Below are 22,972 nucleotides of genomic sequence, written 5' to 3' on the forward strand. Positions count from 1 at the left end.
GTTGTCGTTGCAGCGCAGTCTGGATCTGAATGAAGTGGCGAACGTCGTGGTGAACGATGGTCGTCTGCTGTTCGCCGTTGATCGGGTCAGTCTGGCGATGGTACGCGGACGGCGGACTGTGATCACGGCGGTGAGCGGGCAGGAATCCGTCCATCCGCGAGGCAACCTGATTCGCTCCATGCGGCGATTGACGCAACTGGTACTCTCCTCCGGCGAACCGTTCCGTTACGACGGTTCGATCCAGAATGTTCCCCAGCAACTGGAAGAACCTCTGGCCGATTTCATCCAGGAATCGGGGACGCGGTTTCTGATGATCGCCCCGCTGCTGGAGCCCGAGCGGCTGGTCAAGCCCGACGAGCCCCCCGGCAACGGGAAGCCCAAGCCGATTGTGCGACCCGCCATCGGTGCGCTAATCATCGAGCAGATGTCGAGCAGCACACCGTCGACACAACTCAAGCACACGCTCGACTCGGTTTCCGATCACATCGCCGCAGCAAGCTATAACGCCCGTTCCCACAGCACGATCTTCCTGTTGCCGTTATGGCGCTGGGCGGGGCGCTGCATGGAGTGGTTGCGAGGGCGTCGGCTCGCGATCGCGGTGGTACTCGTGGGACTTCTCTTGGTGGCGACTTCAGCCCTGATCCTTGTCCCCTGGGAATACCGCGTTGAAGGGAAGGGGCGACTGATGCCGGTGACCCAGCGCGAAGTTTTCGCTCCGTGGGACGGGCAAGTCCAGGAACTGATGGTGGAAGGGGGCGAGCACGTCGAGAAAGACCAACCGCTGATCATCCTGCACAACGATGATCTGAGTGCGGAACTGGTCAAGGTTCGTAGTGAGCTGCAGGAAAAGCAAAAGCTGCTGCATACCTTGAAAGCACAAGCCGACGAGGCTGAGCGGCAGGTCAAAACGGAAGAGAAGCTGCGGGCGAAGGGAAAAGCGCTGGAGACGCAAGTCGAAATCGACGGAGCCCTCGAACAGGAGAAAATCCTGAAGGAACGCCTGAAGCGACTTACCATTCTGGCGCCGATCACGGGGACCGTCACCACGTTCCAGGTGCAGCAGTTACTGGAAAACCGGCCCGTGCGAAGGGGCGAGCTGCTACTGCAGGTGATGGACGACCAAGGAGACTGGCAGCTCGAACTGGAAATCGCAGAACACCGTGTCGGTCGCATTCTGAAAGCTCAGGAGGCCTCCGGGCCGAACCTGCCGATCGAGTACCGAATGTTGACCAGTCCCGAATCCAGCTTTGAGGCGACACTCACATCCCTCGGTACTCGAATCGTGACGGACGAAGAGAAAGGGACCGTACTCGAAGCACGAGCCTCACTCGACTCCAGCCAGCTTCCCTCGCGCGCCATCGGCGCCGACGTCAGGGCCCGCATCAGTTGCGGCCAATCCAGTCTAGGCGACGTCCTCTTCGGCGACGTCATCGAGTTCGTGCAACGATACCTCTGGTGGTGAGCATGTCGCGCGAGTTCATCGAGGTGACGAAGTGATCACTCACGCCCGGAGCCCCGGTCAAAGCCTTAAGCGTACTCGATAGTATCTCGATTGTATTCAGATTCCCGAAGGCAGCGAAAAGTGGCACCGGCTTCCAGCCGGTGATTCCCTCCTCTCCCGCCCTCTCTCCTCCAAAGCCAGTCCCTCCGCAGCCAGTTCTTCCCCACAATCAGCGGCTGGAAGCCGCTGCCACGAGATGCGCCTGCCGCCTGGCATATCTCCCTTCCGCTGGGACGCCCGGCAAGTGACCGCAGGCCGTCTGCTTACGGATCCTGCGTAGATGGAAAGTGCTCCTATCGGTGCGTATCATCGCCGCTCTGTTCCGGTCCATGGAGTTACGGTCTATGGAATCACGCCAGATAACTTCGCGGCTTCCCGCCGAAAACTCACCATCAAAGCCTTTACCAGCCGGGTCCCAGCAGCATGACCAGCGAAAACGTCTCTGACCTCTCTTACGCGGATACTCTCTGGAAAGCTGCCGATGCACTGCGTGGGCAGGTAGATGCCGCTGAATACAAGCATGTTGTATTGGGCCTGCTGTTCCTTACCGCCCATAGAGATACTACACAGCTTTTTTCCCCGTCTTTGACATCCAGGTATCGATCGCCATCGAATCCGTCAAGCTCGCTACCCTTCGCGATTACCTGTTACCCTTCCTATTGAGTGGACAAGTTCGTGTCGAAGAAGTATCCAGCTCGCTAGACAAGATGGAGGTCCCGTGATCCTGACCGATCAACAAGAGCAACTGAGTTTGGCGGTGCTGCATGCTACTTGCGCTCGCGCTGGGTTTGGTTTTCAAATTAGTGGACGCATTCAGGACAATTGGGGCTGGGACGCGCAGGCCGACGTCAAGGAACGGTTTGAGCCGCAAAGTACGCTATTGAATTTCAGGCTCCGCTTTCAACTGAAGGCGACACGCCAGGAGTTGACCTATTCTCATGGGCGGTATTCCTTCCCACTGGATGTCAAGCACTACAACCACTTTCGAACGGAAGCGGGCTACGACTCGCCGATCTACCTCGTCGTGTTCCAGATGCCGCACGAAGAAGACGAGTGGCTTTCGACCAGTCCGGAACAATTGGTCCTGCGAAAATGCCTTCGCTGGGTCAGTCTGCGCGACGCCCCGGCTCCAGAAAGGGATGACCAGCAGACGATAACAGTGTATCTTCCTGAGAAGCAGGTGCTGACACCCCAGGCACTGCGCGAACTTGCCCGGATCCGGTCACTCGAACAGTGGAATAACTACGATGTGGAGGGCATTGCCAATGCAAACCTTGCCTGAGCATCTCGACGAGAGCATGACGCGGCTGTTGCCACGTGATGTGATGGGTTACGCAAAAGCCCGCGGCTGGAAGCAGTTCCGGACGACAGGTCGTCTGATGATCTTCAATCGAGAAGAATCAGATTCGCTTGACCAGTTGCTGGTCCCTGTAGACGCCTCGCGCCCCGACTTTGCTGAACGGATGCGCGACGCCGTCGAACGTCTGGCGGAGTTTGAAGATCGTCCAGCCGCGAGTATCGTGACGGACCTGATGAACTATGATGCAGACGTTCTGCGATATCGCGTTGCGTCGCCGCGCGCTGTGCGGGGAACTCTGCCGCTGGTTCAAGTGATCGATCTGCTGGCGGGGGCAAAGCAGTCCCTGCTGTCAGCCGCTCATTCAGTTCTCCAGCCTCGCAGGCACCATCCGAAACTGAGTCGCTCCGAAGCGCTTCAATTATTGGAGGCCTGTCAGATGGGACAGACCGAGCAACGCAGTTTTGTGGTTTCAATCGCGTGTCCGATGCGCGCGGTCGATGAGGATCAAGGCGGGTTCTTCGCATCGAACCGCCCGTTTGCTCGCCGTGCGACTAGCCTATTGACGCAAGCGCTTGCCAATCTTGACCAGGCGATCGAAGAAGATCGAGTGAACAGCGTTGTTGACGCGGAAACTCCGATCGTCAGTGCGAATCTGTGCGAAGCGTTGCTGAAAATGCGTCCGGCGGACGAAGACGGTATTCTGGAGTTCATTCCCTCCTGGGCACCTTCGGAACCAATTGAACTGGATCCGCTCATTGAACATCGGTCAATCATCTTCAGCAGTGACGAGTTCAAATCAATCGAAGATATCTATCGTCAACTCCGACCGACGGAAGAATCGCAGTCAAAGCCCTGGATTGCATTCGTCGATGAATTGCGTGGAACCGAGGGGGACACCGGAGCCCGGGAAGGGGAAGTCGGCCTGACGATCTTTGACGATAGCCAACTGATCCGCGCTAGAGCGACACTCGACAAAGAGCAGTACCAGACCGCCTATGAGGCTCATAATCCAACCCGCCCCCTCGTCGTTCGCGGCCACCTGCACCGCGGCCCGCGCGTCTCTCGACTGACACAAATCACGGAACTCAGGCCCGCGATGCCCATGGAAGTAAATCCTGAATAAAACAGCAATGTAGAAGACGTCGAGCAAGGTACCGGTTGGTTGCACTACGCCAGATCAGCGCGAGTTCTGCAAATGCTGCGTGAGAGATTCCCGAGTGAGTCTATGTTTCCGATTGTCAAAGTCGATTCCCGAAAAGCCGCGTCACTTGAGCAACGAGGGGCAAAGCGGAAGTTTTGGTTCAACGAGGCTGCGCAAAAAAGCTGCTGAAACTAGTGGGCTGTCGGACTGGTGAGGATTGGGCCGATAAAGTGGGTTGGGAGTTCTGCGAAATGCTGTCGCTCCCGCATGTCCACGGGTGACGCGGTGAACGGGCATCGATTCACGGAAACCGAGGGACACGGCTTCAGGAAGTCGCCACGAGATCCATGACCGCGTCGGTCAGCAGTACAGTTCAGCGATGGGGAAATCTCGTCCACGGCGAGTGGCAGAGGGTCGACCAGTTTTCATGGGTAACTGGGGTTATCCCGGGTTACCCAGCAGAGAATCATCCACGGGTGGCCTCGACGTTCGATTGACCCGGGGGTTGCTCGTTCGCTTGCTGTTCGTGTGCGTATTCGCTTCCAAACGTCTAGATATTTGGTCTGGCAGCGTTGCTGGGGGATGATCAGACTGCTCTCGGCGGAATGTTTGCTGTCGAAAGTTGAGGAGCGAGGAGTTTCACATCGCGCGACGTCGTCGTCGAGCGACTGGCTTCCCAACTCGTAGGTGCGCGGTTCGTTTGACGAACGCTGGTCAGTCGTTGCTTCCAACCGATTCGGAGTTGGTGGAGAGCTTGGGCGGGATGAAAGTTTCCATTGTGTGTAGGGAGGGCCGAGCGTGGCTTGGATATTGATGCAGAGGATTACGGAGCTTGGGGGAGAGGGAGATCGGGCTGGCCAGTTGGCCAAACTCTGGCCAGTCGGTGGCCAGTCCCATGTGCTGGAGAGATAGAGGCTTAAGCAAATTTGAGCGGCTGACCCGGCTGGCCAGGAGTTTTCGGTTCGCTCAGCGGACGATGGTTATTTGACAATTCGGGATTAATCGGGCCGCTTCTGCTTCCTTTGGAAGCGGTTGTGGCCGAGATTGCGATGGTGGCTTTCGCTGGAGGCTCGCTGGGTGCCGGGTTGATGGGGCACGAGCGGGGGGACTTCGCCACGCTTGTTCGCATCAAGCGTGCTGCTGCGTGCGGGGCTTTTACCCCGCACGCGCGCTGACGGCTGTTCAACATGAGTGTGAGGCCAGCATGGAACTTGTCAGTTCGGCTTGGTGCCAGTCTCAGCTTGGTGCCAAGTTGTGAGTCGCGGAGCGATGAGGAAATTCGTTCCCGAGCCGGAGCCTGGGAACGAGTAATCAGCTTTCTATTTCGTCGGAGGGACGTCGATCCAACGGCGTTCGGCGTAGGATTGCAGAACGGCGTCGGCGACGGCTTGTGCACTGGCTCCGTCATCGAATCCGGGGACGGCATCGCGGCCTTCGACGATCGCGCTGACCAGTTCGTAGACCAGATCATAGCGAAACACGGTGCTGGGCTTTCCTTCGGCCGGATTTCGGGGGCTGTTTTCCGGCTTCATGAACTCGGCGGGGACGAGGGATTTTTCCATCGTTCCCCCGTGCTTGCCGACGAGGATGTAGTTGGGATCGACCAGTTGATAGACGGCGGAACCTTCGCTGCCGTTGACTTCAGCCCACTCGAACCCGACGCCGCTGTTGTGGTGTCCCTTCATCAGGGTGCTCCCTTCCCAGACCCCGACGGCGCCGGACTGGAATGTCCCGATCAGGGCTGACCAGTCGTCGACTTCAGACGGCTCGCAGGCTTTTCCATCGACGGTCTTGTCGCGAGGGACGAAGGTTTTCACCGCGCCGCAGACGCTTTGGATGGGACCCATCAGGTCCTGGGCAAAGTCGATCCGGTGAATGGTCATGTCGTACAGGTCGCCCGCTCCGGCGAGCTTTTTGTACTGGCGCCAGCCCCAGCTCGTCTCGGGCAGATCGAGAAAACGCTGGCTGCGGAAATGGCGGGGCTCACCCAGCGAGCCGCTTTTCACCAGGTGCCGGAGGTAACGCATGGAAGGGGCGAAGCGGTAGGTGAACGCCGTCATGTGGCGAACTCCTTTGGCCTTGGCCGCCTGATACATTTCGGCTGCCTCTTCATAGCTGACGCCGAGCGGTTTTTCGCACATGACATGCTTTCCACCTGCGATACAGGCCAGGGCAATGTCCTTATGCGTGAAGTTCGGGGTCGCGATGATGACGGCATCGATGTCTTTGTCGTCGGCGATGGCCTGGTAGTCGGTGGTGTACTTGGCCGGACCCCACTCGTTCTTGCGCTGATTCAGCAATTGTTCGTTGGGATCGCAGACGGCTGCCAGTTCGCAGCGGGAATCAACGCGAATCCCCGGTACGTGATGAAAGTCAGAAACCAGACCGGCTCCGATAATCGCGATGCGGACTTTTTCGTTGGCCATTTCGTCTTTCCGTATTCAATGAGCAGTTGAGGAGGCGTGCGGCTGATGTGGCGACTGATCGACTCCCATTTCTCTCAGTCAGAAGTTGATCTCAAACATGCGGGGCCTGTCCAGGTCCGGACTGCTGAATGACTCGCGCGATCCGGACTTGGTGCAGCGGCAGTCCCCAGTGGGAGCGGATTGTTCCAGACCGGCTTTCTGATTGCAAACAGGCTTGTTCGTCTCACGATTAGCGAGCTTCGTTGGGAAATGGTAGGCTTCAAGAGGTTGAATTCGACAGTTCCCGGGTGGTGGCATGTATTACTTGCACGAGTATAGTTCTGTTCCCAGGGCAGGGGTTATCGGAGTCCATCTGGTGCTGCTGGCGTTGGCCGTCGGGGCGATGGTCACTGCCTATCGGCAATCGCATCGCCCGGCGAGGCCGCTCGCTCTGGCAATCTGGTTCCTGGGGACAGGGGTTCTCACGCTGTTCGCTGTGATGAAGGGGGAACAATTTCCGGCGACGGCTCGCCCTTTTATCTACGGCTACATTGCTTTCATTTGGACGGTTCTGGCTTTCGGCGTCTGTCTCACCTTCATGCGGGGGCGAATTCATTCGGATCAGTTAGAATCGAAGGGTACCGGGCGGCAAGTCTTCGCTGCACTGGGAATGGTATTGTCGCTGGGACTTGTTATCGCTCTGCTCCTTCCTGCGGTGCCGCACGCGGGGGAGGCTGCCCGGCGTACTGAATGTCGTAATCGTCTCAAGAAAATTGGTCTCGCCTTTCGAAGTTTCGAAGAGGCCAAGTCGACGTTTCCAGGATCAAGGAATGGTGATCCGCCGCACAGTTGGCGAACGGCCATTCTTCCCTACCTGGACCAATCGGAACTCTACGAAAAGTACGATTTCACGACTGATTGGGATTCGACCGTAAACGAGCCGGTGGCCCGAACTCCCGTTCGCTTCTATCAATGTCCCTCGCGAGAGCATTTGCATGTCAATAAGCTGACCCGGGACGAGCAGGGACGCTACTACAGCCATTTTGCCATGATTGACGGGCCGGGAACGGTTGGGACAGGGGTCCGCAGTGAGGAGATTGACGACGGAACCAGTTCCACAATGCTGATTGTCGAAGCTTGCGGTCTCGACAGCGTCTGGACCGAACCGCGGGATGTGAATGTCGAGACACAACCTGCAGGGATTAATCTGCCGAGTCCTACGCCGGGGCTGTCCCCCGGCTGGGCTTCATCGCACCATCGGGGTGGGGTGCAAGTTCTGCTGGCCGATGGATCAGTGCGGTTCGTCTCGGAAAAGATTGACCCTCAAACGCTGAAGTCGATGACGACGATCAGCGGCAATGATGCTCTGGGTGATTTCTGAACGTACGGAGCGTCCTGTGAACGGACGGCGAGTACAGAGGCGTTGATGATGCCGACCGGGAATCAGACTGCCATTTGCAGTGCGAATCGAACAGAATAATCTGACCGATGAACACGATTGATCATCGTTCGTCCGCAAGCCGGGGTTGTGCCCACACGAGTCGCTTGAATAGAAAGTAGCGCCGCTATGCGATTCTTCCTTCCACGTTCGTTCCCCCAGTCCTGCGTGGCCCTGCTTTGCGGCGCGCTGTTGCTTAGTCCGTATGTGCTGGGGGCAGAGGGGGAATCCTGCCCTCTCTTCAACGGAAAAGATCTGACGGGCTGGGAAGGGGACATGAAACTGTGGAAGGTCGCCGACAATGCGATTGTCGGTGACTCCCCGGGAATCGAGCACAATCAGTTCCTCGTCACGAAACATGAATTCGACGATTTTGAGCTGAAGCTGGAGTTTCGGTTGAAGGAGGGAGTCGGAAATTCCGGTATCCAGTTCCGATCGAAGCGAGTCGAGAACAGTACCGAAGTCTCTGGATATCAGGCCGACATTGGCGAAAACTACTGGGGCTGTCTGTACGACGAATCCCGCAGGAACAAAGTTCTGGTGAAGCCCCCTGCAGAGTTTGAGAAATCACTCAAGAAAGGGGACTGGAACACTTACCTGATCCGTGCCAAGGGGGATCATATTGTCCTCAAAATCAACGATGTCACCACAGTCGACTACCACGAAAAAGATCCTCAGATCGCCCGTCAAGGGGTGATCGGCCTGCAGGTTCACAGCGGCGGACCGCTCAAGGTTGAGTTCCGAAATATCGAGATTCGATCCTTGAAAGACTGAATCCTGTGTCTCATGGACGGGCTTGGGAATGGATCTGGTGTTTCGAGATCCGTCTACCAACGGCATACCGGGGCGTACCGGCTCGTGAGGGTGTGGGGCGGGCTCTCACTGCGGAGTGCGAGCCGTTACTCGGCTGTGGCTGGGGCGTCAGGTTCGCGCAGGAATGAGACACTGCTCACGAGCGGGCGGTGGTCGCTGTAGACGGACCAGTGAGCGTCGCACCGAGACACATTCACCTGCCTGTTGAACCAGACCTGATCCAGCGTCAGCACGGGGAACGGCATCGGCCAGGTGGCGGCATAACCCGAGCCACGTTCGCGAAATGCCTGCTGACAGGTCTTCCGTAGAGGATTCAGCAACGGAGAATCGTCGGGTGTGTTGAAGTCGCCCATGATGATGAGTGGCCGGTCGTCGAGACTTCGGGCCAGATCTGCCAGGTCCCGCAGGGGTTGATTGCGCGGCAGATTCAGATTGGCCGAGATATCTACCAGCAGCAGAGTGAAAGTGTCGCTCCCGACGATCAGGTCGAACTGGTCGCACCATGAACACGGGGTCAGCTTGTGGTTCATCTGGCGGACAATCGTCCCTTTGACGGCCAGCAGGCCGCCGAAATGGGTAGGAGCAATCTGATAATCCGGTAGCGCCTTCCGCCATTTGGCCACCGTTTTCGGGTAGTAACCCTCGGCTTCGACGAGGCCGATCACGGCGGGTTGCCAGCTCATCAGCTTCTCTGCCAGGTCATCGACACTTCGTCCCAGATGAGCGGTGTTCCAGAAGACGACGGTGGATTCGGCTTCGCCGGGGGGGGCGGCACGGACGACGAACTCGGAACGGACGACCCAGAGAGCGCAAACCAGACTGGCGATCAAGCTCAGTCGCCTGCGTGTCATCTGAAATCGAGCAGGTTTGACGTCGAGGGGGCCTCCCCACAAACACCCGGCCATAAAGAACAGGAAGGGGAGCGTGGGAAGCGGTGTGAGGTAGTAAAGGACCGCCAGTCGGTGGTACTGATCCTGAACGGTGAAACGCAACAGCAGACTCGCAGCGATCAGGCCCCAGATCGCCAGAGCCACGAACCGACGCATTGATCGCACCACTCTGGCAAACCGGGTTTGGGTGGTGCGATCAGCGACAGGACGATTGATTGCCTCGGTCACCGTGGCCTTCATGCAAGCAGGTCCCGCACGACTTCCCCGTGGACGTCCGTCAGCCGGAAGTCCCGCGCGGCATAGCGATACGTCAATTGGGTATGATCAAAACCGAGCTGATGCAGCATCGTTGCGTGCAGGTCGTGAACAGAGACCTTCTTTTCGACAGCGCGGAAGCCGAATTCATCGGTGGCACCATGGACATAACCACCCTTCACGCCACCCCCCGCCATCCAGACGGTGAAGCCGTGATGGTTGTGGTCGCGTCCGTTGATCTTACCCGCGTTCGAACCGGGGGTCGGAAGTTCCACGGTGGGCGTACGACCGAATTCACCGCCCCACAGGACGAGTGTTTCGTCCAGCAGGCCCCGTTCCTTCAGGTCCGTCAATAGTGCGCCGATGGCCTTGTCGCATTCTCCGGCCAGCCGGCGGTGGTTCACTTCGAGGTCGTCGTGATTGTCCCACGGCTGTCCTTCGCCATGCCAGAGCTGGACGAAGCGGACACCTCGTTCAATCAGACGGCGTGCGATCAGCAGTTGCCGCGCCTGTACGCTGGACCCGTAGGCTTCCAGGACGTGCTTGGGCTCCTGCTGGACGTCAAAGGCGTCGGTTGCTTCCATCTGCATCCGATAGGCGAGCTCGAACGAGTGGATGCGGGATTCCAGCACCGCTTCGTTGGCTCGTTGCTCGGCGTGTTTCCTGTTCAGCTCCTGCAGCAGATCGAGCTGGCGACGCTGTTCGCCCCGACCAATCTGGTCGTTGCGGATATTTTCGATTAATCGCTCGATCGCCTGATGGCGGGTGTCGATATACGTTCCCTGAAAGACGCCGGGCAGGAACGCGGAACGCCAGTTCTGGGCTCCTGTGATCGGCAACCCGTTGGGGCACATCGCAACAAAGCCAGGCAGGTTCTGGTTTTCCGTTCCGAGCCCGTAAGTGACCCACGAACCGAAGCTGGGCCGGGGAAGTCGGCCGTCACCGCAGTTCATGAGCATCAGTGACGGCTCGTGATTGGGGACTTCCGCGTGCATCGACCGGATCACGCAAATATCGTCAATGTGCTGGGCGGTGTGGTGAAACAGTTCACTCACTTCGATCCCTGACTCACCGTATTTCTGAAACTTGAAGGGAGATGCAAGTGCCGCACCAGTTTTACGTTCCGTCGGAAGGTTGGGCATGGGCAGCTCTTGCCCCGCATACTTTGTCAGAGAGGGTTTCGGATCGAAGGTGTCGACGTGCGAAGGGCCACCATTGAGGAAAATATGAATGACGTGCTTGGCTTTTCCCTGGAAATGAGCCGGCTTGGCCGTCATGGGAGACAGGCCCGCTGCCGACGGGACCGTCGCAGCGGCAGCTTCGTGGCCGTTGGTGAGCATCCCTGCCAGTCCCAGAGCACCGAGTCCGGTTCCCGAACGGGCGAGAAATTCACGACGGGTGCTTGGCTGGCGGGCGAACTGTTCAAGATTCATGGCATTTCCAATTCGTCAGACATCAATGTGCTAGTCGTTGTCATGGAAGGACTTAACGTCGATTCCCCTGGTCGGGCTGGCACCGCGGCAAGGGACCTGCGTGTACCTGATTCTACGCAAAAGGGGGCTACGTGAGTACCTCAGGAATTTCAAGGCCCTTCCGATTGGTTCGCAGCTCATCAAAGGGCCCCTGCGGACGGCGTGACAGGGGGTGTCCTCTTGCAGAAAAGGGAATAAACAGAGCGATGCTTCTGTTTTGGCGCGGCATGTCTAGAATACTGGATCAGATTTCCGAATTCTTACGCGGAGAGTCGGCCGTTCAGGCTGGGTGAACGCCGCGAGCACGAAACAGACAGGAGCACACGAAAGTCCATGGGCGAACAGTACATCTTTACGATGGAGGATCTCCGAAAGTTCCACGGTAAGAATGAGATCCTGAAGGGGATCAATCTTTCTTTTTACCCAGGTGCCAAGATCGGGGTTCTCGGCCCGAACGGTGCGGGTAAATCGACGCTCCTCAAAATTATGGCCGGCCAGGACAAGGATTTCATGGGGACAGCGAAGCTGACCCCCGGCTTCGACTGTATCTACGTCCCGCAGGAACCGGTGCTCGACCCCGAACACACGGTGATGGACGAACTGAACGAAGCGGTCAAAGCCAAGCGAGCCCTGCTGGCTCGTTACGATGAAATCAATGCCAAATTCGGCGAAGAACTGTCGCCTGAGGAAATGGACAAGCTGATCGAAGAGCAGGGGAAGGTGCAGGAACAGATCGACGCCCAGAACCTTTGGGAACTTGATCGAGAACTTGAAATCGCTGCCGACGCGATGCGGCTTCCTCCGCTCGAGTCAAAAATTGGTCCGCTGTCTGGTGGCGAAAAACGGCGTGTGGCCCTGTGTAAAGCGCTGCTGCAGCACCCTGACATGCTGTTGCTGGACGAACCGACAAACCACCTGGATGCCGAGTCGGTCGCATGGCTCGAACGCCACCTGCATGACTACAAGGGGACCATCGTCGCTGTGACGCACGATCGGTACTTCCTCGACAACAGTTGCGAGTGGATTCTCGAACTGGATCAGGGACGCGGTTTCCCCTGGCACGGGAACTACACGACCTGGCTGGAACAGAAGACCGAACGGTTGCGTAAAGAAGAGAAGGCAGCATCCGTTCGTGACAAGATGATGCTGCGGGAACTGGAATGGGTCCGGTCTTCGCCCAAAGCCCGTCAGGCAAAGAGCAAGGCTCGACTCGAAGCGTACGAGAAACTGGTTGCTGAAGAGCAGGAGTCACGCGACGAATCGATCGAACTGCGGATTCCGCCCGGTCCTCGTTTGGGTGAGCAGGTGGTGGTGTTCGACAAGGTCTCAAAAAGCTTTGGCGATCGCCTGCTGATCAGTGACCTCTCGTTCTCGCTGCCACCGGCCGGGATCGTCGGCGTAGTCGGCCCGAACGGTGCGGGTAAGACGACGCTGTTCAAGCTGATCGTGGGCCAGGAATTGCCCGATTCCGGAACCGTAACGCTCGGGAAAACGGTCAAGATTGCTTACGCCGAGCAGAACCGTACGACGCTCGATGGCGAGAAAACTGTCTACGACAATATCTCGGGTGGCGCGGACTTCCTGCATTACGGCAACGTTCGTATTAACACCCGCGCATACTGCGGCAAGTTCAACTTCAAAGGTCCTGACCAGCAGAAGCAGGTCAAGTTCCTCTCCGGGGGGGAACGCAATCGACTGTTGCTCGCCAAGACCGTGACGGTCGGTGGCAATCTTCTGCTGCTGGACGAACCGACCAACGACCTGGACATCGAAACGCTGCGATCGCTGGAAGACGGGATTCAGAGTTTCAGTGGGTGTGCCGTCGTGATCAGCCACGACCGGTGGTTCCTGGACCGTATCGCCACACACATTCTCGCGTTTGAAGGTAACAGTGAGGTCTACTTCCACGAGGGGAACTACGAAAGCTACGAACTCGTGAAGAAGCAACGACTCGGTGCGGAGGCCGAACAACCTCATCGGATCAAGTACAAGAAACTCGTGAAGTAACCAGACTCTTCCGATCAGAGTCACGTCACGAATCACGCCAGAACGACGAGGGCGGTCCAACCGGGCCGCACTCTGCTGTTTCCCGTTGCAATCAACGACGTTGCGGAGGGTGAATACGATTGGCGCCGGGCCTCTCACTTTCTGATGGGCACCCTGCAGACTTCTGCCTGATCGCGAGTGAAGCACGGTCGCTTGTCGGATCGTCTCCGAGAGAGGGATTTGAAATCCGCGCAGATTTTGATTTCGGTCGTCAACGTGATAGCGTCAGTTGCTCATTGCCTGTCGACAGTTCGTTGGAGACTGTCCCTCGTCGAGGCCTATGGAGTGCATCACATGCAATCGCAATCGCGCCGTACCTTCCTGCGAGGCACTTCTGCCATCGTCGCGTCTTCGCTACTGGCTTCCGGAAGAGGCTCCATCGCCCGTGCAGCGCAGGGGAAGCGGGTTCGCGTGGGGATCATCGGAGCTACCGGGAAGGGGGACTACGGGCATGGAGTCGATGTCGCGTTCACGAAGTTGCCCCATGTTGAAATCGTGGCTTTAGCGGATGCGGATCCGGTGGGGCGTGAGAAGGCGAGCAAACGGACGAATCCGGCGAAGACCTTTGCCGACTACCACGAAATGCTGGCCAAAGTCCCCATGGACATTGTGGCGATCTGCCCCCGGTGGATTGACCAGCATCACAACATGCTCGTTGCGGCGGCCGAAGCGGGCTGCCATGTCTATATGGAAAAGCCATTCTGCCCGACACTCGCAGAGTGTGATTCGGCGGTCGAGGCACTCAAGAAGAAAAACCTCAAACTGGGGATCGCTCACGTCAGTCAGTATTCCCCCGTTCTTCGCGTGGTTCAGTCGCTCATCAAGAATGGCGAGATTGGCGACGTGCTGGAGCTGCGGGCGAGAGGTAAAGAGGATCAGCGTGGGGGTGGTGAGGACTTGTGGGTGCTGGGGTCTCACATGCTGGGACTGATGCGTTCGCTGGCGGGCGAGAACGCCACTTCGTGTTCGGCGACTGTGTTGAAAGAGGGGCATAAAGTTACGAAGTCTGACGTCGTTGCCGGGGCAGAAGGGATCGGGCCGCTGGCGGGTGACAACGTTCAGGCGACGTACACCTTTCCCGGCGGCGCTTTCGGGCACTTTGCCTCCCGCAAGGGAATGGGGCTCAATCCGTCGCGCTTCGCGATTCAGGTCTTCGGTTCCAAAGGGATCATCGAGATGGAGAGCGGGTATCTGGCAAAAGCACAGATTCTCAGGGATCCATCCTGGTCGCCTGGACGTTCCGGCAAGTCGTGGGAACCGGTCACGTCCGCGGGAATCGGAAAGCCGGAAACGCGGACAGACGGATCGTACGAGGGGGGGCATCTCGCCGCGATCAACGATCTGCTGGACTGCATTGAGCACGATAAAGAGACTCTGTGTTCGGCGGAGGACTCCCGCCAGATCACGGAAATGATCGTCTCTGTATTCGAGTCGCACCGTCTCGGTCGTCCCGTGGATCTGCCGGTCCGGACAAGAGTGAATCCGCTGACATTGCTCACGTAGGAAACGTCGCGTCTGCTCACGCGTAACGTTGAGGGTGAGACTCTACCTGTCCGGGCGTTGCATGCCACCCGGTCTGCCCGTGCGGCAGTGGCCTCTGAAAGAGAGGCGATAGTGAGGTGCGTTGATAGGTCTTGCGGTGGGAGTTCGTCGGAACGCTGCCGTTACTTCAGGGGCTCTCCTTCTCTTTCCCAAGTGCAGAGGGACTCCACACGGCGCGACTGACAAGGGACTGGCGGGTGTGATTGCGACCACTTGATGCGTACAGGGCCTGATTCGGGCCGGTTGAGCGATTTGCAATTCGGCTCAGCGGGCGTAGACTCCTACGCGTCTCTTTTCGAGTGATCTATTGATCGGGAAGTTGACTGTGCGGAAGGCTTTCCGCGCAGTTTGTCATCGGTGTTTTGCCAGCATCGCCTGACCCGGGCGTTCGCGTCAAAGGGAACTATGGGATGCAGAGTGTCGTTGGAATTCTCGTTTCGTTGTGCCTGTTGATGATTCTGGCCTATCGCAATCACAGCGTGATTGTGATTGCTCCGCTGTGTGCTCTGCTGGCGGTGGCCGTCGACGGGGAACTCCCTTTGCTGGCGACGTATACTCAGATCTTTCTGGACAGTGTGGGCCTGTTCATTGTCCGTTATTTTCCCCTGTTTCTGCTTGGCGCGATTTTCGGCAAGCTGATGGAGGCGACGGGCAGTGCCACGTCGATTGCAGAAGCCATCGTGCGGTGGGTGGGGGCACGACGGGCCGTTCTGGCACTGGTGCTGACGTGCACCATTCTGACGTACGGTGGGGTCTCGCTGTTTGTGGTGGTCTTTACCGTATTTCCGCTCGCCGTGGCCCTGTTCCAGCAGGCGGATCTGCCGAAGCGACTGATTCCGGCGTCGATCGCCCTGGGGGCATTTACTTTCACGATGACCGCTTTACCGGGGTCAGTTCAGATCCAGAATCTGATTCCGATGCCATTCTTCAAGACCACCTCGTTTGCCGCTCCCGGCATGGGCTGCCTTGCGGCGGCGATCATGTTTGGGTTGGGGATGCTCTGGTTGAACTGGCGAGCCAGGCAGGCTCACGAGCATAACGAAGGGTATGGTGACCACGGGGCAGTGGTAACGGAGTCGGCGCCGTCCGAGCCTTCGATCACTCCGCCCCCTCTGTTCATTGCACTGGCACCCCTGGTTTGCCTGTTCGTGTTAAACCTGGTCTGTTCTCAGTACCTCGTTCCGGGCTGGAAGGCCGACTACCTGGCGGAGAAGCGGTTCGGAGCGACAACACTCGGGAAAGTGCAGGGGATCTGGTCCACCATTCTGGCCATGTCAGGAGCCATCCTGTGTCTCATGGCACTCCATTGGAAGCGAGGACGTGACCTCAAGGAAATTCTGTCAGCAGGAGCACAAAGCTCGCTCATGCCTGTCTTCAACGCCGGTTCGGAGTTCGGCTATGGATCGATCATCGCGGCGTTAGGCGGATTCACGCTGATCAAAGAGTGGATGGTGGGGATTGCGCCTGCGAGGCCGCTGGTTTCAGAAGCGATCAGTGTGAACGTGCTGGCGGGGATTACCGGTTCGGCCTCCGGAGGACTGAGTATCGCTCTGGAAGCGCTGGGGCAGACGTTTTACGAACGGGGGTTAGCAGCGGGACTGGATCCAGGAGTACTTCATCGAGTGGCGTCGCTCTCGTGCGGAGGACTCGATACGTTGCCGCATAATGGAGCTGTCATCACGCTGCTGCTGATCTGCGGTGCGACTCATAGGCAGTCATACGGTGATATTGCGATGGTCTCGGTGGTGGGGCCCATGATTGCAACAGCCACTGTCGTCCTGCTGGCGTAGACGGAACGGGTTTTCGGCAATGGCGTCGGTCGTCGCAAGCAAGAAAGTGAGCGCTGGCTAAGCTTCTTCCACAGGTGGTTCGGTCGTGGCAGCAAGCACTTCCCTTGGAATTCCCGGCATCAGCCTGAGTTCAGCAGGGTCGATCAGTGTTTGCAGCATCGTCGACACCAGGTTTTTGATCCTGATCGGCTGCGAGGAGGGTTCACTTCCCTCGCGATTGGATTGCCCGATCACCTGACCGGCTCGGAGTCCTCCCCCGGCCATGAGCAGGGGTGAGAGGTTGCCCCAGTGATCTCGCCCCCCGTTCTGATTGATGCGGGGAGTGCGTCCCATTTCACCCGTCGCGACCAGCATGATCTTTTCGCTGAGACCTCGTGCTTCCACATCGTCGAGGAACGCCGCGACGGCGTGATCGAGCGGCGGGGCCATGTAACGCATCCCTTCTTCCATGGTTGCGTTATTCACATCGGCGTGCATGTCCCAGACAAAGCTGGTCGTGACCGTAACGAATCCGCAACCGGCTTCGCACAGGCGCCGCGCCAGCAGCAGCAGTTTGCCCAGTGACTTGGCGTTATCGACATAGTGGTTGTAATTGTTCCACTTCCGATCAATCTGATCGGGTCTGACCAGCGGTGCCGTGTCATAGCGAGCGATCGTGCGGGGGTCTTCTTTGGACAAATCAAAGGCCCCTGCGACGCCACCGAGCAGCGTGCTGAAGGCCTGCATCTGGAGCGGGTCTGTGGTGCTGATGCCACCACGTTCGTCCCGTTGAAACCGCTGACGATCGAGTTCCGTCAGCAACGTACGTCGATCACCGAGTCGGTCGATCGAGACTTTCAGTTCCAGATTCTGTTGGAGGTCACCACCCGCACCGGGAACGAACGGAGCAAAGCCGGCACCGAGTGGCCCCGGAGAATCCATTTTCCCAAACGCCGTGACTTCGGGGCCGGTGGATGCATCCACCGAACGGGGAAACAGCATGGCATTGGTCGGCATGCCTGAGTCGGGACGATTGGCACCCGCAACTCGGGCATACATCGAACCAACGTTTGCCCCTGAGGTCTCTTTGCTCACGACCGGTTTGATGTCGTGATTGCCGTCGCCTGTGGCGAATGATCGCACAATGGTGAGGCGGTCAGCACGCTGGGCCAGTTGAGGAAATGACGAGCCGAACGTGATACCGGGAAGGGCCGTCTGGATTTCCCCCGTGACACTCTGAATTCCGACTGGTGCCGTCATCTTGGGGTCGAATGTCTCGAACTGGCTGGGCCCGCCATGCAGAAACAGAAGAATGACCGACTTGTCAGAGATCGGGAGCGCTTTAGGAGCGGCCAGGGCGGAACTGGCCAACCAGTTCGCCGCACTGAGTCCCGCCAGCCCGCGTGCTCCGATGCTTAACATCTCTCGACGACCATAGCGCGGATGCGCGTCCAGAAGCGTTAACAACGCAGGAGTCTCCAGTGGGTGGGATCAAGTTGGGCGGGGAGTAACTGGTCACGATATCGGAGAAGTCCGATGCGAACAACCCGATTTTTCTGATGTCGTCGCTGATGGTGTGAGCATGTACATGTGCGGCGTGAGTGAATGGCAGCGCGCCGTAGCGCACACATTCCGTAGAGAACTCGTCGACACGCGTGACGTCGATGAGCGTAACAGAGCAACGGCACCCCAGAGAAAAGGGGGGCGTCAATCAAACTGAAACGGCTCTCCCGCCACTTCGTAACCCGGCCGAGCCCCGACGTTCAGTAACAATCCGAGGCTGATCGCCGTCATCAGAAGGCTCGAGCCTCCATAGCTCATCAGGGGAAGGGTGATGCCGATGACCGGCAAGAGTCCGACGGTCATTCCTGTGTTGATAATCGTCTGCGTGGCCCAGAGGGTGACGATGCCGACGGCGATCAGTCGACCGAAGGGCTCGCGCGTCCGCGCAGCGACGCGCAGTCCCAGGGCGAAGAAGGTCAGGTAAAGCAACAACGTGGTTGCGGCTCCGATAAATCCCCAGCGTTCTCCGATCAGACAAAAGACAAAGTCTGTTTGGGCGGCGAATAAGCGGTAGGCGTCTGGATCGTCGATCCGAGCCCCGCCGAATTCGCTTCCCTGCAGTCCACCCAGTGACAAGACAACCTTTGACTGGTGCTGGTGCCAGCGGTCGCCACCCGGGTTGGGACCACCGTCGACCTGAGTGAACAGGGCTGTGATACGTGACTTTTGTTCGGCACTCATCTTTGCCCAGAAAAGGGGTGAGACTGCCACTCCGAGCAGACAAACGCAGGCCAGATGCCGCCAGCGGGCTCCCGCAGCGAACAGCATCCCGAAGAGGACTGGCACGAAGAGTAGAGCCGATCCCAAGTCTGGTTCGAGCAGGATGAGAGCGAGGGGGACCAGTGTCAGAGCGAAGGGAGCGACCAGCCCGCTGACGCGCAGAAAGTTGTCCCGGTACATCAGATACTGAGCCATTGCCAGGATGAATGTCAGTTTCACAATTTCCGAGGGCTGCAGGTCAAAGAAACCAAGCTGAATCCAGCAGCGGGCTCCCCCTCGTTTCTCCATAAACAGCACGATCACCAGGAGAGGGAGGGATGCGGCGAAGAGCAGATGACCGACGGGTTTCCAGGTTCGGTATGGGACGGCCAGTGCCAAGGCCAGTGCGGGAAGTGCCACAAAGGCCCACGTCACCTGTTTGGGAAAGAGATTCGGTCCTTCGTTTAATTGATCGGCACGTGCAATCCCGGATAGCCCGATCATCAGCAGCGCCACGGCGCAGAGGCCCACCAGCCAGGGGACACGCCTGAGCAATTCCACTGTCGACACGCGAGTTCCTCCTGATCTCCCGATGCTCGATGCGACTTCGAACAAGTCCATCCCTGTTGGAAACGGAGGTCGTTATCCGATTTGAAACGAACTTCGGCAAGATCAGTTTGTCGCGGTTGCTCCTTCGGTACGGGCCGCGATCAGGAGGGGAACGATCGTCGGATCAATCGGTGGCGGTTTTCCGGGCGGTCACTTCTTCTCCAGTGGCTTCGATAGCAGCCCGAGACCCGCGTCGGCTGACGCCAGATTTTCCAACGAGCGTGATACGCGTCCCCGTAACGTCCTCAACGGCTGCATCGGCAGAGCTGGCGTGCACGGATTCACTCGTGGTAGGACGTCAGGATGAATTCGCGCGGTGGCAGCATAACGGTCTGCGACATCGGCGGGGGGAGATTGCGGAGAAACTGTTCCCGTTCGACGGCACAGTCACGGATGTGATCGTCATTATGAGTCGCGTCCGGGACAATCACAAACCGCTTGGGACCCGGTGCGGCGGCGTATAATTCCTTGCCGAGCGCCAGCGGTATCAGCCGATCTGTATCGCCATGACTCTGGAAAACAGGACCTTGGTAGTTTCTGATTTTCTCGACTGAGTTCATCCGCTGCGTCATGTTCCAGTCGGGAAAGAGGAGCGGAACATGCTGGCGAGCGACGTCAGGCAATGACGAGAACGTGCTTTCGAGGATCAGGCCGCGAGCCCCTCCGTTCGCCGCGAGATCTACAGCGACGGCTCCGCCCAACGACCGGCCCATGAGCACGACATCGCTGGGATGAATTCCATTCTCATTCGCCAGCCAGTTCCGCGCCGCCTGCGCGTCTTCGAAGACCGCGCGTTCATGCGCGATTCCCGAACTCCGGCCGTATCCGCGGTAGTCGAATACGAGAATCGAGACGCGGTGCAATTTGGACAGGCGTCCGACAAGGATGGCCCACTTGTCGACGGTCCCCACATTTCCGTGGCAGTACAGGACAACGGCCTGAGGATTGGGATGAGCGAAATACCGGGCATCGATTCGATCGTTCGTTCCCGAATTGATCCAGACCGGCTGACCCCCGGCGTCTTCGTAGAAGGGAGAGAATGGGGCGACTGACTGAGGATAAACCAGCAACTGCTCCAGCGGCCGGAACGGGGAGAACGGGCCGAGGGCTCGACATCCCGATACAGCGAGAAGCATCGCCGTCAGTGAAACAAGTGCTGCCCAACGCATAGCCAGATGTCACACGTTTGAGGAGTATTGTTGGCAGCCAGTCCGCATTCCCGGTTCACTCTGACGAGGTTGCGCGGAACAGCGATCAGGCGTATGACAGCACGCAATCTTTCTGTCAGGGTTTAGGTAACCATCACAAACGACTTCGATACTCAAATCGGTCGCCAGGACCTGCGGGTGCGGTGGTACTCACCTGCAGAAATAATTCAGTGGAATCACGTTTGTTTTTCGGAACTCGCCGTGGGGAAGTTTAACGATTTTGGTGACTTTCTCGTTTCAGCGAGCCCTGCCGGGAGAGACTGAAAATGTGCAGATAAGGGTCTTGAGTGAACGTCTGTGCGAATCTCAGCAGACCTGCCGGTCCGACCAACCCGTCAAAAATCAACCCTTGCGGATATTGCCGGTCGTTTGAAAGAGGTCGCGATCTACGAAATTGCTGGCGAAAAGTGAGTCGGTCCTGCAAAATCAGTGACATGAGACTGACGAAGACGCATCGTATCGCTGAATGGTGATTCGCAGATCTGTTCATTTGCAGACCATGCCGATTTCGGAGTCGGGGCGAGAGAACAGAATGCCGTTCCGTCGATTGACCTCTTCCGATCTCAATTTGCAATTCGACTTCGATGCTCGGTCCGAAAAACAGGAGAGCAGTCGGATGAATCAGGGAGTGAGGTCAGTCACACGGTGGAATTGAGGGGCACGGATGTCGATTTTCGTCAGGGAGAGGAATTGTCACCATGAACTGGATTCGACTTGGTCCAGTGACCGCAGAATCGCTTGTCCTCTGTATCACACTGTTCCTCAGTTGTCAGTTCGAGGCCATTTCGGAGCAGCAGATACTGCGGGACGTCCAGCGGAACTGGGGCGCGATTCAAATGCTGCACCAGTCTGTTCTGCAGGATGGTGTGCGTAGTGCTGGTGATACAGAACTGTCCGGTCCGCTGGATGTCTGGAATGGGGACTGGTGGCGGATTCCCGTTACGCCGCTTCACCATGAAGATACAGTGCACCTGGTGCTCTGTTTCTTTGGGATGTGGTACGCAGGGCATCGACTGGAACAGCGATGGGGCAGCTTTCGAGTCTTGCTGTTTCTGTTCCCGGCATTCTGTATTCCTGTCATGGCACAGCTTTGTCTCGGGCAGGCTATCACCGGCTTGTCGGGTGTCATTTGTGCGATTCTTGGTGCTCTCGTCGTGCTGCGTCGGTTTCATGGCGACGTTGCGGAGATCTTCCCCGCAGACGCAGGTGTTGCCGGGGTTTGTCTGATCGGTTTAGGGTGGCTCGCTTCGATCGCGGGAATCTGGGACTGTCCGAACGCTGCGCATCTGGCGGGGTTCTGTTACGGTGCCTGCATTGCCTGGCTGGTGTCAGGCCCGGTGGGGCACCTGACGATTGTGCGAGCGGCAGTCGTGCTGGCTCATTTCTGGATGCTGCCCGCCCTGATGTTGGCTGCGCATCCTTTCTGGGTCGGCCGCTATCAATGGTATCGAGCGACGCAGACGGCCAATTTGGACCTTGCCGACCAGCGGTTGGAACAGGCTGTCCTGTTCGACCCGACATTGAGTGGGGCGTGGTTGACCTGGTCAAAGAATGCGGAGCAGCAGGGTGACCTGCCCAAAGCCTGGACGCGACTGATCGAGGGATTGTCGATCCATCCCGCCGATCCGCGACTCATCGACGGGACCCGAAGATTGTGGCGTCATCTGGATACACAGCAGCGCCGTGCGGCAGAAGGAGTGCTGTTGCGGTTTTTCGGCAGCCAGGCTGCCGTATGGCTCAGCCAGATCCGCGCCGGTGCATCCTCAAAATTAGTCGGGGGAGGTGATGATTCTCCTCTGACCACCGCACCGGCGGATGTCTCGCAGTTTTCGCTGGAACAGAAACTCGAGTTGCCTTCTCAACCCTTCATGCGAGCGGATGCTGGCGAAGAAACACCTCTCGTCCCGAGTCAATTCAATGACGCCGTCGAAGGAACGCTGTTTTAACGCCTCGAGCCCGAGTGGCCACAGACTGTCATCTTGTTTCCGACGACCCTTTCGAGTTGGCATCACGGACGCGGATTACATCACGGGGCGGAGGACCCCTTCGTCATGCCCGATTGCCAGCAACCCCGCGAATTCCAGTGGTGCGGGCCAGAAGATGACCAGACGCTCGGCCGGTTCGGTTTGCCTGGTCGCCGTTTGCAGAGCCAGTCTCGTATCTCGGCAGACTTCGATGGACCTCCATCCGAGTGCATTGTGCGACAGTGCCAGATCCGCGGCACTGTCGGTGCCAGGCCAATGTCCCAGAGTCGGGGTCAGGATCAATCGGCGCGCGGGGTGCCGTCTGCAGATCACCTCACTCAAGTTCGACTGAATTTG

Annotated in this window: 17 protein-coding genes and 1 pseudogene; 11 read left to right on the plus strand and 7 right to left on the minus strand. The window is 58.1% G+C overall.

Going from position 1 to position 22,972, the window contains the following annotated elements:
* From VGE80_RS14045 to VGE80_RS14065, 5 genes and pseudogenes are all read left to right on the plus strand, one after another.
* Positions 1 to 1,462 (plus strand): efflux RND transporter periplasmic adaptor subunit (locus VGE80_RS14045; protein ID WP_440593104.1); only part of this gene is annotated, 1,462 nt, incomplete at its 5' end.
* A 319-nt stretch (positions 1,463 to 1,781) separates the two neighbouring features.
* Complete coding sequence (locus VGE80_RS14050; protein ID WP_440593105.1) at positions 1,782 to 1,928, plus strand: hypothetical protein; 147 nt, start codon at positions 1,782 to 1,784, stop codon at positions 1,926 to 1,928.
* Positions 1,925 to 2,047 (plus strand): annotated as a pseudogene (locus VGE80_RS14055) (type I restriction-modification system subunit M N-terminal domain-containing protein); the annotation flags it as partial. The gene VGE80_RS14050 and the pseudogene VGE80_RS14055, both read left to right, overlap by 4 nt.
* A 172-nt stretch (positions 2,048 to 2,219) precedes the next feature.
* Positions 2,220 to 2,783 carry a DUF4365 domain-containing protein gene (locus tag VGE80_RS14060; RefSeq protein WP_440593106.1) on the plus strand — a complete coding sequence of 188 codons (564 nt, stop codon included), beginning with the start codon at positions 2,220 to 2,222 and terminating at the stop codon, positions 2,781 to 2,783.
* On the plus strand, positions 2,767 to 3,924 hold the full coding sequence (locus VGE80_RS14065) for a hypothetical protein (protein WP_440593107.1): 1,158 nt from the start codon (positions 2,767 to 2,769) through the stop codon (positions 3,922 to 3,924). Before VGE80_RS14060 ends, VGE80_RS14065 begins: the two co-directional genes overlap by 17 nt.
* Before the next feature lie 1,337 nt (positions 3,925 to 5,261).
* Here the strand turns inward: VGE80_RS14065 and VGE80_RS14070 are convergent.
* Positions 5,262 to 6,368, minus strand: a complete 1,107-nt coding sequence (locus VGE80_RS14070) for a Gfo/Idh/MocA family protein (protein WP_373653483.1) — start codon at positions 6,366 to 6,368, stop codon at positions 5,262 to 5,264.
* Between the two features lie 295 nt (positions 6,369 to 6,663).
* Here VGE80_RS14070 and VGE80_RS14075 point away from each other — a divergent pair, with 295 nt between their 5' ends.
* Both VGE80_RS14075 and VGE80_RS14080 read left to right on the plus strand, forming a co-directional pair.
* Complete coding sequence (locus tag VGE80_RS14075) at positions 6,664 to 7,728, plus strand: DUF1559 domain-containing protein (protein ID WP_440593108.1); 1,065 nt, start codon at positions 6,664 to 6,666, stop codon at positions 7,726 to 7,728.
* Positions 7,729 to 7,914: 186 nt separating this feature from the next.
* The gene (locus tag VGE80_RS14080; RefSeq protein WP_440593109.1) at positions 7,915 to 8,559 is read left to right on the plus strand and encodes a 3-keto-disaccharide hydrolase; all 645 of its coding nucleotides are present in this window, start codon (positions 7,915 to 7,917) and stop codon (positions 8,557 to 8,559) included.
* A gap of 125 nt (positions 8,560 to 8,684) precedes the next feature.
* Here VGE80_RS14080 and VGE80_RS14085 read toward each other — a convergent pair whose 3' ends face one another.
* Together VGE80_RS14085 and VGE80_RS14090 are read right to left on the minus strand one after the other, a co-directional pair.
* On the minus strand, positions 8,685 to 9,728 hold the full coding sequence (locus VGE80_RS14085; protein ID WP_440593110.1) for an endonuclease/exonuclease/phosphatase family protein: 1,044 nt from the start codon (positions 9,726 to 9,728) through the stop codon (positions 8,685 to 8,687).
* Positions 9,725 to 11,176 (minus strand): DUF1501 domain-containing protein, encoded by a 1,452-nt coding sequence (locus VGE80_RS14090; RefSeq protein ID WP_373653479.1) that lies wholly within the window; start codon positions 11,174 to 11,176, stop codon positions 9,725 to 9,727. The genes VGE80_RS14085 and VGE80_RS14090 overlap by 4 nt, the downstream gene beginning before the upstream one ends.
* A 372-nt stretch (positions 11,177 to 11,548) precedes the next feature.
* Between VGE80_RS14090 and ettA the strand changes: the two genes are divergently transcribed.
* The 3 genes from ettA to VGE80_RS14105 all read left to right on the plus strand — a co-directional run bounded on the left by ettA (position 11,549) and on the right by VGE80_RS14105 (position 16,593).
* Positions 11,549 to 13,222 (plus strand): energy-dependent translational throttle protein EttA, encoded by a 1,674-nt coding sequence (ettA, locus tag VGE80_RS14095; protein WP_397568908.1) that lies wholly within the window; start codon positions 11,549 to 11,551, stop codon positions 13,220 to 13,222.
* 333 nt (positions 13,223 to 13,555) lie between these two features.
* Complete coding sequence (locus VGE80_RS14100; protein ID WP_440593111.1) at positions 13,556 to 14,764, plus strand: Gfo/Idh/MocA family protein; 1,209 nt, start codon at positions 13,556 to 13,558, stop codon at positions 14,762 to 14,764.
* A 449-nt stretch (positions 14,765 to 15,213) separates the two neighbouring features.
* Positions 15,214 to 16,593, plus strand: coding sequence for a GntP family permease (locus VGE80_RS14105; RefSeq protein WP_440593112.1), 1,380 nt, complete (start codon positions 15,214 to 15,216; stop codon positions 16,591 to 16,593).
* 57 nt (positions 16,594 to 16,650) lie between these two features.
* Here the strand turns inward: VGE80_RS14105 and VGE80_RS14110 are convergent, their stop codons facing one another.
* From VGE80_RS14110 to VGE80_RS14120, 3 genes are all read right to left on the minus strand, one after another.
* Positions 16,651 to 18,039 (minus strand): DUF1501 domain-containing protein, encoded by a 1,389-nt coding sequence (locus VGE80_RS14110; RefSeq protein WP_440593113.1) that lies wholly within the window; start codon positions 18,037 to 18,039, stop codon positions 16,651 to 16,653.
* Positions 18,040 to 18,279: 240 nt separating this feature from the next.
* The gene (locus VGE80_RS14115; RefSeq protein ID WP_397568912.1) at positions 18,280 to 19,404 is read right to left on the minus strand and encodes an FtsW/RodA/SpoVE family cell cycle protein; all 1,125 of its coding nucleotides are present in this window, start codon (positions 19,402 to 19,404) and stop codon (positions 18,280 to 18,282) included.
* 320 nt (positions 19,405 to 19,724) lie between these two features.
* Positions 19,725 to 20,612: an alpha/beta hydrolase gene (locus VGE80_RS14120; protein WP_397568913.1), complete on the minus strand. Its 888-nt coding sequence runs from the start codon at positions 20,610 to 20,612 to the stop codon at positions 19,725 to 19,727.
* A gap of 737 nt (positions 20,613 to 21,349) precedes the next feature.
* Here VGE80_RS14120 and VGE80_RS14125 point away from each other — a divergent pair.
* Entirely contained in the window at positions 21,350 to 22,597 is a 1,248-nt protein-coding gene (locus tag VGE80_RS14125; RefSeq protein WP_440593114.1) for a rhomboid family intramembrane serine protease, read from the plus strand.
* Positions 22,598 to 22,672: 75 nt separating this feature from the next.
* On the opposite strand, the gene VGE80_RS14130 is transcribed toward VGE80_RS14125, so the two are convergent.
* On the minus strand, positions 22,673 to 22,972 hold a 300-nt coding region (locus VGE80_RS14130), incomplete at its 5' end, for a hypothetical protein (RefSeq protein WP_440593115.1).

The sequence above is a fragment of the Schlesneria sp. genome, assembly GCF_036405755.1.
In the GTDB taxonomy this organism is placed as follows: Bacteria; Planctomycetota; Planctomycetia; order Planctomycetales; family Planctomycetaceae; genus Schlesneria; species Schlesneria sphaerica.

Bases quoted from the DNA above. Each gene is read 5' to 3' on its own strand.
- VGE80_RS14050 (WP_440593105.1), top strand. From the start codon at position 1,782: ATGGAAAGTGCTCCTATCGGTGCGTATCATCGCCGCTCTGTTCCGGTC.
- VGE80_RS14065 (WP_440593107.1), top strand. From the start codon at position 2,767: ATGCAAACCTTGCCTGAGCATCTCGACGAGAGCATGACGCGGCTGTTG.
- VGE80_RS14070 (WP_373653483.1), bottom strand. From the start codon at position 6,368: ATGGCCAACGAAAAAGTCCGCATCGCGATTATCGGAGCCGGTCTGGTT.
- VGE80_RS14075 (WP_440593108.1), top strand. From the start codon at position 6,664: ATGTATTACTTGCACGAGTATAGTTCTGTTCCCAGGGCAGGGGTTATC.
- VGE80_RS14080 (WP_440593109.1), top strand. From the start codon at position 7,915: ATGCGATTCTTCCTTCCACGTTCGTTCCCCCAGTCCTGCGTGGCCCTG.
- VGE80_RS14085 (WP_440593110.1), bottom strand. From the start codon at position 9,728: ATGAAGGCCACGGTGACCGAGGCAATCAATCGTCCTGTCGCTGATCGC.
- VGE80_RS14090 (WP_373653479.1), bottom strand. From the start codon at position 11,176: ATGAATCTTGAACAGTTCGCCCGCCAGCCAAGCACCCGTCGTGAATTT.
- ettA (WP_397568908.1), top strand. From the start codon at position 11,549: ATGGGCGAACAGTACATCTTTACGATGGAGGATCTCCGAAAGTTCCAC.
- VGE80_RS14100 (WP_440593111.1), top strand. From the start codon at position 13,556: ATGCAATCGCAATCGCGCCGTACCTTCCTGCGAGGCACTTCTGCCATC.
- VGE80_RS14105 (WP_440593112.1), top strand. From the start codon at position 15,214: ATGCAGAGTGTCGTTGGAATTCTCGTTTCGTTGTGCCTGTTGATGATT.
- VGE80_RS14120 (WP_397568913.1), bottom strand. From the start codon at position 20,612: ATGCGTTGGGCAGCACTTGTTTCACTGACGGCGATGCTTCTCGCTGTA.
- VGE80_RS14125 (WP_440593114.1), top strand. From the start codon at position 21,350: ATGAACTGGATTCGACTTGGTCCAGTGACCGCAGAATCGCTTGTCCTC.